Annotated in this window: 13 protein-coding genes; 1 reads left to right on the top strand and 12 read right to left on the bottom strand. The window is 69.4% G+C overall.

From position 1 onward, the window contains the following. Positions 1–82 precede the first annotated feature (82 nt). Positions 83–415, top strand: a complete 333-nt coding sequence (locus ACYVGD_RS06840; RefSeq protein WP_460742332.1) for a hypothetical protein — start codon at positions 83–85, stop codon at positions 413–415. Positions 416–733: 318 nt separating this feature from the next. Here ACYVGD_RS06840 and bar read toward each other — a convergent pair whose 3' ends face one another. The 12 genes from bar to ACYVGD_RS06780 all read right to left on the bottom strand — a co-directional run bounded on the left by bar (position 734) and on the right by ACYVGD_RS06780 (position 15,938). Beyond that, positions 734–1,867 (bottom strand): barbiturase, encoded by a 1,134-nt coding sequence (gene bar, locus ACYVGD_RS06835; RefSeq protein WP_460742330.1) that lies wholly within the window; start codon positions 1,865–1,867, stop codon positions 734–736. A 146-nt stretch (positions 1,868–2,013) separates the two neighbouring features. Then, positions 2,014–2,937 (bottom strand): ABC transporter permease, encoded by a 924-nt coding sequence (locus ACYVGD_RS06830; RefSeq protein ID WP_460742328.1) that lies wholly within the window; start codon positions 2,935–2,937, stop codon positions 2,014–2,016. Continuing rightward, positions 2,930–3,982, bottom strand: coding sequence for an ABC transporter permease (locus ACYVGD_RS06825; protein WP_460742326.1), 1,053 nt, complete (start codon positions 3,980–3,982; stop codon positions 2,930–2,932). Before ACYVGD_RS06825 ends, ACYVGD_RS06830 begins: the two co-directional genes overlap by 8 nt. After that, positions 3,979–5,574, bottom strand: a complete 1,596-nt coding sequence (locus tag ACYVGD_RS06820) for an ABC transporter ATP-binding protein (protein ID WP_460742324.1) — start codon at positions 5,572–5,574, stop codon at positions 3,979–3,981. Before ACYVGD_RS06820 ends, ACYVGD_RS06825 begins: the two co-directional genes overlap by 4 nt. An 18-nt stretch (positions 5,575–5,592) precedes the next feature. Next, positions 5,593–6,603, bottom strand: a complete 1,011-nt coding sequence (locus tag ACYVGD_RS06815; RefSeq protein WP_460742322.1) for a BMP family protein — start codon at positions 6,601–6,603, stop codon at positions 5,593–5,595. A 233-nt stretch (positions 6,604–6,836) separates the two neighbouring features. After that, on the bottom strand, positions 6,837–7,760 hold the full coding sequence (locus ACYVGD_RS06810; protein ID WP_460742320.1) for a carbon-nitrogen hydrolase family protein: 924 nt from the start codon (positions 7,758–7,760) through the stop codon (positions 6,837–6,839). Beyond that, complete coding sequence (locus ACYVGD_RS06805) at positions 7,760–8,479, bottom strand: SRPBCC family protein (RefSeq protein ID WP_460742318.1); 720 nt, start codon at positions 8,477–8,479, stop codon at positions 7,760–7,762. Before ACYVGD_RS06805 ends, ACYVGD_RS06810 begins: the two co-directional genes overlap by 1 nt. Next, the gene (gene cutA, locus ACYVGD_RS06800; RefSeq protein WP_460742316.1) at positions 8,479–11,034 is read right to left on the bottom strand and encodes an aerobic carbon-monoxide dehydrogenase large subunit; all 2,556 of its coding nucleotides are present in this window, start codon (positions 11,032–11,034) and stop codon (positions 8,479–8,481) included. The genes ACYVGD_RS06805 and cutA overlap by 1 nt, the downstream gene beginning before the upstream one ends. After that, on the bottom strand, positions 11,031–11,579 hold the full coding sequence (locus tag ACYVGD_RS06795) for a (2Fe-2S)-binding protein (protein ID WP_460742314.1): 549 nt from the start codon (positions 11,577–11,579) through the stop codon (positions 11,031–11,033). Before ACYVGD_RS06795 ends, cutA begins: the two co-directional genes overlap by 4 nt. Continuing rightward, complete coding sequence (locus tag ACYVGD_RS06790; protein ID WP_460742312.1) at positions 11,576–12,463, bottom strand: FAD binding domain-containing protein; 888 nt, start codon at positions 12,461–12,463, stop codon at positions 11,576–11,578. The genes ACYVGD_RS06795 and ACYVGD_RS06790 overlap by 4 nt, the downstream gene beginning before the upstream one ends. A gap of 79 nt (positions 12,464–12,542) precedes the next feature. Further along, positions 12,543–14,018, bottom strand: a complete 1,476-nt coding sequence (locus ACYVGD_RS06785) for a uracil-xanthine permease family protein (protein ID WP_460742310.1) — start codon at positions 14,016–14,018, stop codon at positions 12,543–12,545. Between the two features lie 207 nt (positions 14,019–14,225). After that, on the bottom strand, positions 14,226–15,938 hold the full coding sequence (locus ACYVGD_RS06780; RefSeq protein ID WP_460742308.1) for a PucR family transcriptional regulator: 1,713 nt from the start codon (positions 15,936–15,938) through the stop codon (positions 14,226–14,228). Between the last annotated feature and the right edge of the window lie 27 nt (positions 15,939–15,965).

The following is a 15,965-nucleotide window of genomic DNA, read 5'->3' as shown; positions in this document are numbered from 1 at the left end:
GTCAGGTCATGCCCGGGGTGCGCGATCGTCGGCGGAATCCGCCGAACCATGGGATTCTCGGCGTCATGTGCACTCAGCAGGAGTGAGGGACAGGCTCGTCCACGAGTGCGACCGACTCACCGGGTTCTTGGCCCAGTTGCGGGAGGGCCGCGTCGACCCCACGGGCGCCGAACGCTTCCTGGGCCTGCTGTCGTCTCTCGACCTCGGCGATGGTCCGGTCGACAGGAAGCTCGTGCAGTTCCTCTGGTTCACCCCCGTGTTCCTGCAGTGGCAGGTGGACCGGCACAGGCTGACAGGGGATGGCTCCGACCACGTGTCGCAGTTGCTGGACAAGGTGGTCACCGCCCTGGAAGAGGTGGTGGGCCCCACCCCGAGCGAGTTCGACGCGCACGCCGGAGAACCGACGCGGTCCTGAGCTGCGGCAGTCCTGGTCCGCGTCCGTGGGCGCGTCCTTGCCGGTTGCTTGGACTTCCGCGTTGACCGATCCCGAGACGCGCCGCAGGCCCGGGAAGGTCAACACGAAACTCACTTACCGAGAGCCAGCATCGGTGTGCACCAGCCTGCCGACCCGCTCGATGGCTTCTGGCGAAGTGCTGTTAGGCGTCCTTGCAGGCAGTCAGGACTTGGTCGGCGGCCATTGGCTCCCGGCACGGGGCTGAACACTCCGCGCGTTTCTCGAACCGAACAGGGGGTACGCACCCTGCGGTGCGTACCCCCTGTTCGCCGTGTCGGTTCAGCCCTTGTACTGGTAGCCCGTCGGGTCGTCGCCCAGGTCGACGATCGCGGCGACGGGGCCGCCGCCCTCGGGACCCTGATGGGCGGCGGAGACGGACACGAAGACCGCCGGGTCGCCGGTGACGGCCGCAGTGACGCCGCCGACGCACGCCTTGATCTGGCGGTGCCAGTGGACGTCGGAGTCGTCGAGCATCGCGTTGCGGCGGCCGCGTACCTCGCCGCTCTGCGTGGCCTCGCACTTGAGGAACACGTTGACCAGGCGGCCCTTGAGGTCGCTGGTGTGGGGACGCTCCGGCAGGTCGAGGCCCGCGTCCTTGATCGCGTTCCAGATGCCGTCGGAGTCGAGCGCGTCGTTCATGACCGAGTGGCCGATGCGGTAGCGGCCACCGACGCCGGGGGCGTTGCCGACCACGACGACCTGCGCCTGGTCGAGCTCGACGCCCGAGGAGCACGAGGCGACCTTGGAGTACTTCTCGCGGTTGTGCATGACGTCGGCGTCGGTGATGTCGTGGGCCTCGCCCAGCGCCTTGGCGATGCCGAGCGCGGTGCAGCCGTTGGACAGGTCCATCGACTCGTGGGTGTGCTCGGTCCAGACCTTCTGGCCGCGCGACTTGGCGTCGCGGATCGTGTGGATCGTCAGCAGCGGCGTCTTGGTCTGCACGTAGTGCACGTCCGCCGGGTCGGTGATGCCGGCCTTCTCCATGGCCTCGGTGACCGCGGCGGCGACCTTGTCGACCATGCCCATGTAGCCGATCTCCTCGGGCAGGATCGCCTCGCTCATCGCGAAGCCCACCGTGAGGCGCGGCTCGTCGGTCTTCTCGGCCTTCGCCGGGTCCATCGACGCGAAGATCGTCGCGTGGGGGCTGATGACGCCGTCGGTGCCGCCCGACCAGACGATCGGGATGTTCTTCACCTTGTCCTTGTCGGCACCCTTCTCCACGAGGATCTCGCGGAAGGCCCGGTCGGCGATGATGCGCGTGTAGTCGTTCACGCCGCCGTTGCCCTCGGTCTTGCCGATGATGGCGATGACGCGGTCGGCGTCCATGACGCCTTCGTCGATGAGCTTGCCGAGCTCGGAGGCATCGCTGACGCTGTGCAGCGGAACCTTGCGTACCTCGATGGGATCTGGCATCTGACTGGCCTTCCTTCCTGGTGGACGACTCCGGTGTCGTCGCGGGTGACGGTCGTCGTCCCTGAGCCTAGGTGGGCTGCGGGGGCTGTGGGCATGGCATCCCTTGACGAGGTGGACGCCGGATTTCGTGTAGATCGGACAACGGGTCAGTGACGGCTCTCGCGGTCGTGGTTCTTGCCGAGGAACGCGGGGATGCGTACCCAGCGCATGGCGAACACCATGACCAGGAGCGTCGCGACGAACGGCAGCATCGAGATGAACTGGTGCGGGACGCCGAGTCCACCGACCTGGGCGCGCAGCGCGAGGACCTCCAGCCCGGCGAAGAACGCCGCGCCGGCCATGATGGTCGGGGGACGCCAGCCGCCGAAGAACGCCAGCGCGATGGCGAGCCAGCCGCGACCGCCCACGATGCCCTCGGTGTAGGTGCCGGTGAAGGCCATCGGCAGGTAGGCGCCCGCCATGCAGATCAGCGCACAACCGAGCGCCGTGCAGACCACGCGTACGCGCGGCACGTCGATGCCCAACGAGTCGGACGCCTTCGGGTTCTCACCGACCGAGCGCACCTTGAGGCCCAGGTTGGTGCGGTACAGCACCCAGTGGATGACCGCCGAGATGGCGAAGGCGAACCAGACCATCGCGTCCTGGGTGAGGATCGGTCCCAGCACCGGGATCGACGAGAGCAGCGGCAGCTCGATGCGGGGCAAGGTGTCCACCAGCGGCGGCTCCAGCGTGACGCCGACGGACACCTTGTACAGCAGCGTCGCCAGGCCGATGGCTGCGAAGAGCAGCGCCAGACCGATGACGAACTGGTCGAGCTTGAACCGGGTGGACACCCAACCGAGGACCAGGCCGAAGCACACACCCACCAGAGCCGCCACGGCGAGGCCGACGAGGGTCGAGCGGGTGGCCCAGGCGACGACGAAGCCCACCGAGGCCCCGAGCGTCATGAGGCCCTCCTGCGAGACCACGAAGATGCCCGCGCGCCCCGCGAGTGCGGTGCCCTGTGCGGCGAGGACGAACGGCACCATCGCCGTCAGCATGAGCTGGAGGAACGAGACGACCTCATTCATGGCGGCCTCCCAGGCGCGAGGCGACGATGTCGCTGAAGAGAAGGAACAGCAGGATGAGCGCCTCGACGATGAGGACCATCTCCAGCGGTACGCCGGCCACGCGCTGCATGGCGCTGGCCCCGACCTCCAGGACGGCGATGCCGAAGGCGACGAAGGGGACGACCATGACCTTGCCGCGCGAGATCAGGCCGATGATGATGCCGAGCAGCAGGTAGTTGGCCTGCATGCCCTCGATGAGCTTGCCGTGGACACCGGCGACCTCGATGGCACCGGCCAGGCCGCCGAGCGCACCACCGACCACGAGCGAGCCGACGGCGATGCGGGAGATGCGTACGCCGTGGACCTGGGCGGCGCGGGGGTTGGATCCGACCGCGCGGAGCTCGTAGCCGGGCAGGGACCGCAGCACGCCGTGGATGCAGAAGAAGCAGGCGATGACGGCGATGAGCACGCCGAGGTGGAGGCCTCCGATGTCGGGCAGCCGGCCTCCCGGCCCGATGGGCCAGGTTGTCGGGTGGCCGGCGGCCGGGTCGCTGTAGACCTCGCCCGCGACGTAGTCGACGACGAAGAACGATACGAAGTTCAGCAGCACCGTCGACAGGATCTCGTTGACGCCGAAGCGGTCCATGAGCCAGGCGGCGATCAGTGCGTAGACCGCGCCGGCGAACACCCCGACGAGGAGGACGAGCGGCAGCAGGACTGGCCACGGCGCCCCCTTCAGCAGGATGCCCGTGATGGCGCTGGCGGTCGCACCGATGAGCAGCTGGCCCTCACCGCCCATGTTGTTGCGCCCGGCGGCGAGCGGGATGACGAAGCCCATCGCGATGAGCACGAGCGGCACCCACTTGTGGATGGTCTCGATCAGGCCCCACTGGCTCTTGAACGAGGTCGTGAGGATCGCCTGGAACGCCAGGAACGGGTTCTGTCCCATGGCGGCGATCATGATGCCGGCGACGACGAAGGCGCCGGCGACAGCGATGACGTAGGGGAGCACCCGTCGGGCGAGGCTGCTGCCCTTCGGCGGGGCGACGGTGGCCATGGCGGTCATGCGGACACCTCCAGGCCGGCCATCATGCGGCCGAGCTCGTATTGGTCGTAGCTGCCGCGGGCACGCTCGCCGACGACGGACCCGGCGTACAGGACGGAGATCCGGTCGGACAGGACCGACAGCTCGTCGAGGTCCTCGGACAGGAGGAGGACGGCGGTGCCGTTGGCGGTGGCCTCGCGCACCTGGTCGTACACGAACTGGGTCGAGGCGATGTCCAGGCCGCGCGTGGGGTTGTGCAGGATCAGCAGGCGCGGCTCGTGGCCGAAGGCGCGGGCGAGGATGACGCGCTGGATGTTGCCGCCGGACAGCGTCGCCGCGAGGGCCTTGGGGCCGTTGGCCTTGACTTTGTACTTGTCGATGATCGCGCGGGTGTCCTCCTCGGCGAGCGCCCAGTTCACGAGCCCGTGTTTGCGGTAGCGCTGCGAGTGGTGGGCACCGAGCAGGACGTTCTCGGTCAGGGTGTTCGCGGGCATGATCCCGTCGCGGTGCCGGTCCTCGGGGACGTACGCCACGCCGCCGATCAGCCACTCGCGCGTCGGCCGGCCGGCGAGGTTCTCGCCGTCGACCTCGACGGAGCCGGCGGTGAGCGGGCGTACGCCGGCCACGGCCTCGGCGAGCTCGACCTGCCCGTTGCCGGCGACCCCGGCCACGCCGAGGACCTCGCCGCGGCCGATGGTCAGGGTGACGTCGTGCAGCGCGTCCACGCCGACGTCGTTGTGGGCGCGGACGCCGCGTACCTCGACCCGGGACTCGAAGGTCGTCTCCTGGGTCTGGGTGGAGGTGAGGTCACGCGAGACCATGCCCTCCTGCACGATCGCGGCGACACGGTCGTGGCCGTCGGAGTCGCCGACCATCATCGCGGCGAGCTCCTTGGCGTCGGTGTCGGCGCGCGCGACGGTGCCGATGCGGCGGCCCTCGCGCATGACGGTGAGCCGGTCGCAGACCGCCATCGTCTCCTTGATCTTGTGGGTGATGAACACCACCGACATGCCTTCGTCGACGATGGCGCGCAGCGACGCGAAGAGGGCGTCGACCTCCTGCGGGGTGAGGTTGGTCGTGGGCTCGTCGAGGGCGAGGATGCGGGCCCCGCGGTAGAGGGCCTTGAGGATCTCGACGCGCTGGCGGATGCCGACGGGCAGTCCTCCGACGACCGCGCGAGGGTCGACCTCGAGCCCGAAGTGCTGCGACAGGTCGGTGACCTTCTTCTCGGCCTCGCGCAGGTCGAGCCGTGGCCAGGTGGGCTGGTCGGTGCCGAGCACGATGTTCTCGACGACGGTATAGGTCTCAACCTGCAGGAAGTTCTGGTGGACCATGCCGATGCCGTGGCCGATGGCGTCGCGTGGCCCGTTCATGGTGACGGTCTGGCCGTCGACGCGGACGGTCCCCTCGTCGGGTCGGTAGAGCCCGTAGACGATGTTCATCAGCGTGGTCTTGCCGGCGCCGTTGCCGCCGAGCAGGCCGTGGACCTCGCTCGGGTGGAGCGTGAGGTCGATGCCGTCGAGCGCGGTGACCGGTCCGAAGCGCTTGACGATGTCGGTGAGCTCGAGCCTGGGTGTGGTGGTCGCCGGGGGCGTGGTGGTGGGGTCTGTCATGGTTCCTCCTCTCGGGAGTCACTTGGTGGGTGAGGTGTCCTTCTTGACGACGACGCGACCTGTGGTCACGTCGTCGATGGCCTTCTCTGTGGCAGCGCGGGCCTCGGCGGGTACGCGTTCGGGCATGGCGATGCGTACGCCGGTGTCGTAGCCCAGCGGCAGGTAGCCCGTACGGGTCCCAGCCAGGGTGGCGTCGATGATCTTGTTGAGCGGACCGACGAAGTCGTAGATGACCGACGCCCCGGCGTCGGCGGGGGAGTAGCGCGACTTGTCGGTGTACTTCCCAACGACCCACTGGGCTCGGGTGTCGGCCTTCGCGGCCTGGAAGACGCCGACCATGCCCATGTTCATCGAGCCGACGATGACGTCGTTGCCCTGGTCCGACAGCTGGCGTGTGACCTGCTGGGCTTTGGTCGGGTCGTTGAAGTCGCCCGTCCACACCGCCGTCAACTTCGCGTTCGAACCGGAGTCGACCAGTCCCTGACGCAGGGCGTGCACCTCGGAGTAGGAGAACGGCAGGGAAAGGCCGCCGAGATATCCGATCTGGCCGTGGGACGTGAGCTTTCCGGCGAGCACCCCCACGGGATAGAACGCATTGTGGAAATTGCGGTCGATGACCCACAGGTTCGGCGGGAGATCCTTCGGCTGCGCATCGAACTCGCCGATGAACGTGACGTGGGGGAATTCCTTCGCCAGCTTCAGTGTCTGCTGGTAGAACTGGCTGCCGTGCGACCACACGATCGTGTATCGATCGGCGACGTATTCCCGCATGACGCGTTCCACGTCGGGGACGGCCACGTTCTCGGAGAACGAGGTGTGGGCCTGGTACTTCTTGCCCGCCTCGTCGAGGGCCACCCAGCCCAGCGAGTTGTAGTCGGCGTCGGTGACCGCGCCGGAGAAGACCCCGGCGATGCGGATGGGGGAGCCGGGGTTGCCCGAGGGCGCGGAGCCGGAGCACCCCGTCACTGCCACCATCACGAAGATGGCGAGCATGACGCAGAGCCGGCGCAGCTGGGGATGCGGGGCCATGTCCGTCCTTTCTGGCTGTGACCCGGGTCACTGTCGATCGGGTTGCCCCATTAGGTCACGGGCGGGTGGGCCCCGCCTTCATCAACTCTTGTCGAAGAGCCAAGGGACGGGAAGTGAATCGTCGTTACTGACGCGTAGTTGTCACGCGGGTGAAACGAGAGCGTGACGCGAACCTCTCCCCGAACGCGAGGGACCGCCCCCGGCCGTGCTGGGGGCGGTCCGTCGCGCGTGGGTCAGCAGCTGGGCGTGGCGGGCCCCCCGGAGTGCGGGAACGACGTGCGGGCCTCGCCCTCGAGCTCGGCGCGGTGACCGCGGATCAGGTCGAGGTTGCGGTCGCGCAGGTGGTCGAAGCCCTGCCCGATGTTGCTGCCGGGCGTCAGCGAGGCGAGCGCCTCGTCGGGGTCGAGGCGGGCGCTGACCCAGCCCTCATGCGAGGCGGCGCGGGCCAGCACGTGCGCGTTCGGCGTCACGATGTGGGAGTTGCCGAAGTAGAGCACGCCCGCCGGGTCGATGCCCGTGGCGTTGGCGCCGACGACGAACACGTGGTTGTCGTACGCCCGGGCCCGCGAGGTGAGCTCCCAGATGTCGACGCTGCGCAGCAGCGCCGACGGGCGGCAGATGACCTCGGCCCCCTGCACGGCCTGGATGCGCGACAGCTCGGGATAGTCGCCGTCGAAGCAGATGATCATGCCGATCCGGCCGAGGTCGGTGTCCATGACGCACACCTCGTTGCCGGGCGTTACCCAGCCCCCGCCCGAGCTGGCCTCGGAGAAGAACGGGTGGGTCTTGTCATAGACACCGATCACTTCCCCGGCGGGTCCGACCATCGCGGCGGCGTTGTAGATGGTGCCCCGCTCGGGACCGCGACGGTAGGTGCCCACGCACAGGTAAATGCCCAGCTCGGCTGCGGCGGCCGTGTAGGGGTCCATGATCGGGCCCGGCACGTCGGTGACGAGGTCCCACAGCTCCTCGGGCGGGACGCCCGGGGTGAAGCCGGTGGTCACAGACTCGGGCAGCACGACAAGCTCCGCGCCCGTTGCGGCGACGCAGTCGCGCACCATGGCGACGGCGTTCTGGGCGTTGCGCTCGATGGACTCGGCCGTCAGCGGCCCCTGGTGGGGGTTGAGCTGGATTGCGGCGGCGGTGAAGGCGCGCATCATCGGCGTCCTGCCGCGATGCCGATCGCCACGCCGACCAGCGCGATGGTCGCGCCGAGCACGGCGCCCAGCGCGAGGTCGCGGGGAGACGACCCGCCCGTGGCGGCCGGGGCGGCGGGCTTCGACCAGACCTGGCCGGTCTGGCCCGCCGCGGCGGGCTCGCCGGACGTCTGCTCCGTGGGCCTCTGCTGCACGGACGCCTGCTCCCCGGTCTCGCCGGCGGCGGCCGATGGGGCCTGGCCCTTGCCGCCGGTGGCCGACGGGGCCTGGCCCTTGCCGCCGGTGGCGATGTCCCCGTCGATGGCGGCGAAGAACTGGGTGGCCATCTTGCGGGCGACACCCTGCAGCATGCGCTGACCGACGCCGCCGATGGCGCCGCCGACCGAGGCGTCGGCCCCCCAGGTGATGTCACTGCCGCCGTCATCGGCCTCGGTGAGGCGTACGCGGACGTCGGCCGAGATCGTGCCGGGGCCGCCCTGGCCGGACGCCTTGAGCAGGAACGACTCGTGCTCGACCTGCTCGGTCAGAGCGACGTTGCCGACGTAGGTGCCCTTGATCGACGCCACGCCGGCGCTGACCGACGCCTTGTATGCGTCTTCGCCCGTCTGCTCGAGGCTCTGCAGGCCGGGGATCGTGCGCGAGAGCACCCCCGGGTCGTGGAACGCCGCCCAGGCCTCGGGGATGGGGGCGTTCATGTGCGCGGTACCGGTGATCTGCATCAGTCGTCCTTCTTCGGTTCGTCGGAACGGATCTCTTCGGCCGTCTCCCTGGGGATCACGACGGCGTCGTAGTGGTCGGGGGTCTCGGACTTCTCCGGCACGTCGTCGCCAGTGCGGTCGGTGACACCGGAATCGCCGGACGTCGGCGTACCCCCGACGCGGCGCAGCGAGGGGATCTCGCCCGCGGCGTGGCGACGGCGCAGCTCCCACAGGTCGTGTGGCGAGATGGGCATCTTCGTGATCGGGAAGCCCTCCGCGTCCTCGATGGCGCTGGCGATGACCGCGGACGCGGGGATGGTGCCGGCCTCGCCGGCTCCCTTGATGCCGAGCGGGTTCATCGGCGACGGCGTCTCGAGGTGGTCGGTCTCGACGCGGGGGACCTCGGTCGCGAACGGCATGAGGAAGTCCATGAACGACGCGTTGAGCAGCTGGCCCGAGTCGTCGTACGCCATCTTCTCGTACAGCGCGCCGCCGACGCCCTGCGCGACGCCGCCGTGGACCTGACCCTCGACGATCATCGGGTTGATCATGTTGCCGCAGTCGTGGATGACGCAATAGCGCAGGATCTTGATGTCGGCGGTCTCGGGATCGGTCTCGACGATCGCGGCGTGCATGCCGTTGGCGAACGTCGCACCGGTGGGCGAGTAGTAGTCCTTGCCCTCCAGGCCCGGCTCCTCGCCGTCCGGGACTGGCGGCTTCGACAGGTCGATGGTCGGCGAGAACTGTGTGGCCGCGCGCGCGGTCTCGTCGAACGCGTACCGCAGCGGGTTCGACAGCACCGAGACCATGCCGAGCGACATCTTGTCCTCGGGATCGCCCTTGATGCGGATGAACCCGTCTACGATCTCGAGGTCAGCGGGGTCGGCCTCAAGCGCGTCGCCGGCCAGGCGGAGCGCCTTCTCCTTGACCTTCTTCGCGGCGAGGTGGACCGCCGAACCGCTGGTCACGGCGGCGCGGGAGGCGAAGGTGCCGACCGAGTAGCCGAAGCGGCGCGTGTCGCCTGTGGTCACGTGGACGTCCTCGATCGGTACGCCGAGCTCCTCGGCGACGATCTGTGCGAACGACGTCGCGTGGCCCTGGCCCTGGGTCGTCACACCGGTCGCGACGTTGACGCGTCCGTTGGTCTCGATCTGGATGTGGCCCCCCTCGTAGGGGCCGATGCCGGTGCCCTCGACGTAGCAGCCGATCCCCAGCCCGACGCGGCGTCCCTCGGCCTCGGCCTGCCGGCGGTATTCCTCGAAGTCGTCCCAGCCGACGAGCTGGCGCAGCTTCTCCAGGCTCGCGGGGAAGTCGCCCGAGTCGTACACGGTCGGCCGGCCGTCCTGGAACATCAGGCCGATGTCGTAGGGCATCTCCTCGGGCATGATGAAGTTCCGCTCGCGGACCACGTCGCGGGGCAGCCCCAGGTGGTCGGCGATGGCGTCCATCGTGCGCTCCATGATGAACACGCCCTGCGGGCGCCCGGCGCCGCGGTAGGGGGTGACGATGACGGTGTTGGTGTAGAGCGAGAAGTATTCGACCCGGTAGTTCTTCAGCTTGTAGGGGCCGACGAGCTGCACCGACGTGTTCAGCGGGACGATCACGCCGTACGGCAGGTAGGCGCCGTGGTCGTGCCAGAACGTCACGTCGAGGCCGAGCACGCGACCCTCGTCGTCGAAGCCGACGCGCGCCTTCTGCAGCTGGCCGCGTTCGTGGGCCGACGAGACGAAGTGCTCACGGCGGTCCTCGACCCACTTCACCGGGCGGCCCAGGCGAATCGCCGCGGAGGCGACGCACACCTCCTCGGGCCACGGGTGGTTGATCTTGACGCCGAAGCCGCCTCCGACGTCGGGGGTGATGACGTCGACCTTGGCCAGCGGCAGCCCGAGCTTGGCGGCGAGCGCGGCGCGCAGACCTGTCGAGGTCTGGGTGGACGAGTGGACGCGCAGCTTCTCGTCGGTCGGATCCCAGGACGCGAGGACGCCCTTGCCCTCCATCGGCATGCACGCGCTGCGCTCGAAATCGAGGTCGAGCTCAAGCACGTTCGGTGCCGACTCGATGGCCGCCGGCGCGTCGCCGACCTCTTGGACGAGGTGGGCGCCGACGTTGCCGGGGGCGGCGTCGTGGACGAGGTGCGTGGCCTCGCGGGCGGCGGCCACGCCGACGACGGGCTTGAGGACCTCGTAGGTCACGTCGATCAGCTGGGCGGCGTCCTCGGCGACGTAGCGGTCGGTGGCGACGACGAACGCGATGGCCTCCCCGACGTGGTTGACCTCGTCCTTCGCCAGCGCGTACGCCGTTACCGGGTGCTCGATGCTCGGGTGGGGCAGCAGCATGGGCAGCGGCTCGCCTGCCGGGCCGGTGAGGTCCTCGTGGGTCCACACCGCGATCACGCCGGGCACGTGGACCGCGGCGTCGACGTCGATGTGGGTGATCCGCGCGTGGGCGTGCGGGGAGCGGACGAACGCCGCGGCGAGCGCGTCGCGGCCGAGGTCGTCGACGTAGCGGCCGTGGCCGCTGACCAGGCGCGGGTCCTCGCGGCGCTGCACCTTCGCGCCCATCATCTTGCCACTCATGCGTGTCCCCCCTCAACGGCGGCGCGCTCGCGCCGGATCTCGGCGGCGCGGCACACGCTCTTCTCGATGTTCTGGTAGCCGGTGCAGCGGCACAGGTTGCCCGAGATCGCCTCGCGCGCCTCGTCGGGAGTCGGGTCGGGGTTCTCCTCGAGGAAGGCCGTCACCGTCGTCACGAAGCCCGGGGTGCAGAACCCGCACTGCAGGCCGTGGCACTCGACGAACGCCTGCTGGACCGGGCCGAGGTCGTCCGGCCCGTTGCCGCAGCCCTCGACGGTGGTGATTTCCATGCCCTGCGCGCTGACGGCGAACATCAGGCAGGAGCGCATCGGCTGGCCGTCGACCAGCACCGTGCACGCTCCGCAGACGCCGTGCTCGCAGCCGACGTGGGTGCCGGTGAGCCCCAGGTCGTGGCGCAGCGCGTCCGACAGCAGGCGACGGGCGGGGACCTCTACGTGGTGTCGGTTGCCGTTGACGACAAGCACCACTTCGGTGAGCGTCTCCGGCTCCGATCCCTCGAGCCCAAATGCGGGTGCGACCTCGGTCATCGTGCGTCCTCCTTCGTCTGCTGCGCCCGATCGAGGGCGGTGGTCACCACGCGGCGGCACAGGACCCCGCTGAGGTGGCGCCGGTAGTCGGCGCTGGCGTGGATGTCGTCGACCGGCTCGACGTGGTCGTGGGCGGCCCGCTCGACGGCCTCGAGCGCCTCGGTGGCCTCGTCGAGGCGTACTCCGGCCAGAGCGGGGGACAGGTCGAGCACGTCGGGGACCTCGGTCACCGACACGAACGAGGCCTTCGCCTCGGCGACCTGGCCACCGTCGGCGCGCAGCACGACCGCGACTCCGGCCAGCGCGTAGTCACCGCTGCGGCGCGCCATCTCGTGGTACTCGGTGACCGTGCCCGGCGCGAAGAGCGGGAAGTCGCAGCCGACGACGAGCTCGTGCGGCTCGATCGCCGGTTCCATGGGGCCGAGGAAGAAGTCCTTCGCCGCGATCTCACGCGTACCGTCACCCGATACGACGCGGACGGTGCCGCCGGTGATCGCGAGGATCGCCGGCATCTCGCCGGATGGGTCGGCGTGGACGATCGAGCCCACGGTGGTGCCGCGGTTGCGGATCGCCGGATGGGCCACCCACCGCAGCGCCTGACGCAGCAGCGGCAGGGCTGCGTAAGCGTCCTCGTGGCGCTCCAGCTCCGCGTGCCGCACGATCGCGCCCACACGCACCTTCGACCCGTCGACCTCGACCTGCGCCAGGTCGGCGATTCGGTTGATGTCGACCAGGTGCCCCGGGGAGGCCAGGCGCATGTTCATCACTGGGATGAGGCTCTGGCCGCCCGCGAGGACCTTGGCGTCGGCGCCCAGCTCGGTGAGCAGGGACACCGCCTCGTCGATGGTCGTCGGTGCGTGATGCGTGAATGGTGGTGGTTTCACGATGACCCTTCGTCGATGTGCAGTGGTGCTGTGGATGTCCGGCTGCTCCGGCGGTTCCCGGCTGCCGGGTCGCCCCCGACTACTGCGGCGGGATGTCCTCGTCGTGGCGACGACGTCCCAGCGCGCCGTGGTCGTGCTCGAGGCCCAGGCGTTCGAGGTCGTCGATGCCGGTGGTGTTGGCGACGATCGCCGTGCCGTCGGCCCGTTCGACGAGGTCGCGCGGGGCGACCAGACGGGCCAGGTGGTACATGCCGACGGTGACGATGGTGCCCAGCGAGATGCCCGAGAGCGAGAACTCGTCGCTGAACTGGAGCTTGGTGTCGCCGATCGCGATGATGATGCCGGCGGCGACGGGGACGAGGTTGACCGGGTTGGCGAAGTCGACCCGGTTCTCCTTCCAGATCTTCGCGCCGAGCAGGCCGATCATGCCGTAGAGCACGACGGTGATGCCGCCGAGGACTCCACCGGGGGTGGCGGAGATGACAGCGCCGAACTTCGGAGAGAAGCCGAACAGGATGGCCACGATCGCGGCCACGTAGTAGGCAGCGGTCGAGTAGACACGCGTCGAGGCCATGACGCCGATGTTCTCGGCGTACGTGGTGGTGGGGGAGCCGCCGAACAGGGTGGCCACGCCGGTGCCGATGCCGTCGGCGGCGATGGCGGAGCCCATCTTGTCGTCAAGATCCTGGCCGGTCATCTCGGCGACGGCCTTCACGTGGCCGACGTTCTCGGCGATGAGGGCGATCACGGCTGGCAGCACGAGGAGCACGAATGCCAGCTTGATGTCGGGCAGGTGCCAGCCGACGATGCCGGCGGCGTTGTCGGTCTGGGGCGGGAAACCGATCCAGTCGGCTTTCTGCACGTTGGTCCAGTCGACGCGCCAGTGGGTGTCGACCTTCTCGGTGGTGGCGTTGTACGCGGTGATCTGGCCGGTGGTGCGGTCGAGGATCCACGACAGCACGTAGCCGAAGATGAGGCCGAGGAAGACCGAGATGCGCCCGATGAAGCCGCGCAGGCCGACGCTCATGAGGATGACCGCGACCATCACGATGAATGCGACCCACTGGTCCTGCGGCCAGTAGATGGTCGCGACGACCGGGGCGAGGTTGAAGCCGATGAGCATGACGACGGCGCCGGTGACCACGGGCGGGAGCACCTTGGTCAGCACGGATGCGCCGACGAAGTGGATGAAGACGCCGACCGCGATGAGCACGAGCGCAGAGATGAAGATGGCGCCGGTGACCTGCTGCGGCGTACCGCCGTGGGCCTGGATGTTGACGATGCCGCCGACGAACGCTGCCGACGTGCCGAGGTAGGAGGGGATCTTCCCCTTCACGATCAGCAGGAACAGGATCGTCGCGATGCCGCTCATCATGATGGCGAGCTGCGGGTTGAGACCCATGATCAGCGGGAACACGAACGTCGCACCGAACATGGCGACGACGTGCTGGGCGCCCAGGCCGACGGTGCGGCCCCAGCTCAGGCGCTCGTCGGGCGCCACGACATCGTCGGGACCGAGCGTCTTCCCGTCTCCATGGAGTTTCCAGATGGCCATGTGTGCTCCTTCGGTGTCCAGCGTCGGCGTCGACGCGTTTGCTGAACGCTAGGCGAACCTGACGAATTGGAGGATTGGCGAATGTCACCGACAACCGACGGCCGCCGCTGGCAAGACTTGCTGACAGTTTTGGTCAATAACGCGATGACTAGGGGCTTTGTGGCCCAAGGCGCAGATGGTCGTTTGTTTCGGGCATGTGACGATTCCTCAGATTCCGCGCATCTGGACCACGTGCAGCGCCAGCGCGATGGAGAACCGCCGGTGGGGATCGGAGGTGAACGGGCCGAGCATTTGCTCGAGCTTGGTGATGCGGTAGCGCAGCGTGTTGTAGTGGAAGTGCAGCGCGCGAGAGGTCTCGGCGACGTTCAGGTTGTGGTCGAGCAGGGCGGTGAGGGTGCGTCGAAGATCCTCGGCCTCGGCGTTGTCGCGGGCGAGCGGCCCCAGCGTCTCGGCCGCGAAGTCGCGCAGCTCCTCGGGTGCGACGAGGGACAGCAGGCGGAACACGCCGAGCGACTCGAAGTGGGTCACCGCGCCGGGGCCGTGCAGGCGACGTCCGACAGCCACGGCCTTGCACGCCTCCGAGTACGCCCTGGGCAGCTCGTCGACGCTCGTCACCACGCTCGAGACACCCGTGGTGAACGGGCGACGGCCGCCCCCGCCGTCGCCGCGCACGGACCGGGCGTGGCCGGCCACCACGCGCTGCGCGTCCGCGGTGGCGATGTCGGCGTCGAGACCGACGACGGCCACGACCTCCTGCGAGTAGCCCGCCACGGGCGCCTGCGGGTCGGCCGCCAGGACGGTCTGCTGCCAGGCGCGCGCGAACCGTTCCTGAAGCGAGCGCTCCTCGTCGGTGTCGACCCGTCCGGAGGCGCCCTCGTCGATGTGCGCCACGACCACCGCCACGGGCCGGTCGAGGTCCCAGCCCAGCGAGCGTGCATGGCTGAGGACCCGCTCGGCGGGACCGGCGCGGCCGGCCAGCGCGTCGCGCAGGAAGTCGGCCCGGTACTTGTTCTCGACACCTGCGATGGCCTGCTCCTTGGCCATCACGAGCGCGGCCGAGGCCGCCGCCTGCTCGACGATGTGGACCTCGCCCGCCGTCAGGGGTGCGGCGCGGAAGACCACGAGCCGTCCCTCGTGGCGACCCCGGGCGCGTACGGGCACGGCGAGCCGGTGCAAGCCCTCGGCGTCGGTCGTGACGCGCCCCGTCGCCTCGGCCTCGACCCGGAAGCGGCCCGTGCGGTCGAAGCACTCGAGCCCCAGCAGGGACTCCGGCGTGCGCCCGGGGCCGGTCGCTGCGGCCAGGACGCGGCCGTCCATGGTCGTCACGACGGCGGCGTCTGTGACCGGGCCCACCAGACCGTGGCAGACCTGGTCGAGGTCACCGCCAGACAGCACGATGTCGACGAGGTGGGCGAGCATCTGCTCGCTGCGGGCGAGGTCCTCGGCGCGCCGGTCGAGCAGACGCGTCATGGCCTGGTTGAGGATCTCGTCGAAGCCGACGCCGTCGGGCAGCGACACCAGGGGGATGCCGAGCTCGTCGGCGACGGCCAGCGCCTCGCCCGGGACCTCGTCGAGGTAGCGGTTCAGCTTGATGCACAGACCGGCCAACCCGCGGTCGTCGAGCTCGCGGATGAACCGACCCAGCTCGTCGGCGTGACGGCGCAGGGGATAGCCGGTGGTCAGCAGGAGCTGGTCGGCCTGCACCCAGGGGAGGACGTCGGGGACCTCCATCACGTTGACCCGGCGGACGAGCCGGTCGAGGCCGAGCCCGCCGGCGAGGACATGAGCCCGTGAGAGCGCCGGGATCTCGAGCACCTTGGCGACGGACAGGCCGCTGGCTTCGGCGGACACCGGCCACGGGGTCGCGCCGTTTGTCAGGTCCTGACGGAGATCGCGCGTGACGTTGGCATCTTTACCCATGAACGAAGACTAGTGCGACGGCCTAGC

It is taken from the genome of Mariniluteicoccus endophyticus, from assembly GCF_054780035.1.
The sequence above is the reverse complement of the archived record's forward strand: the minus strand, read 5'-3'. Positions and strand labels throughout refer to the sequence as shown.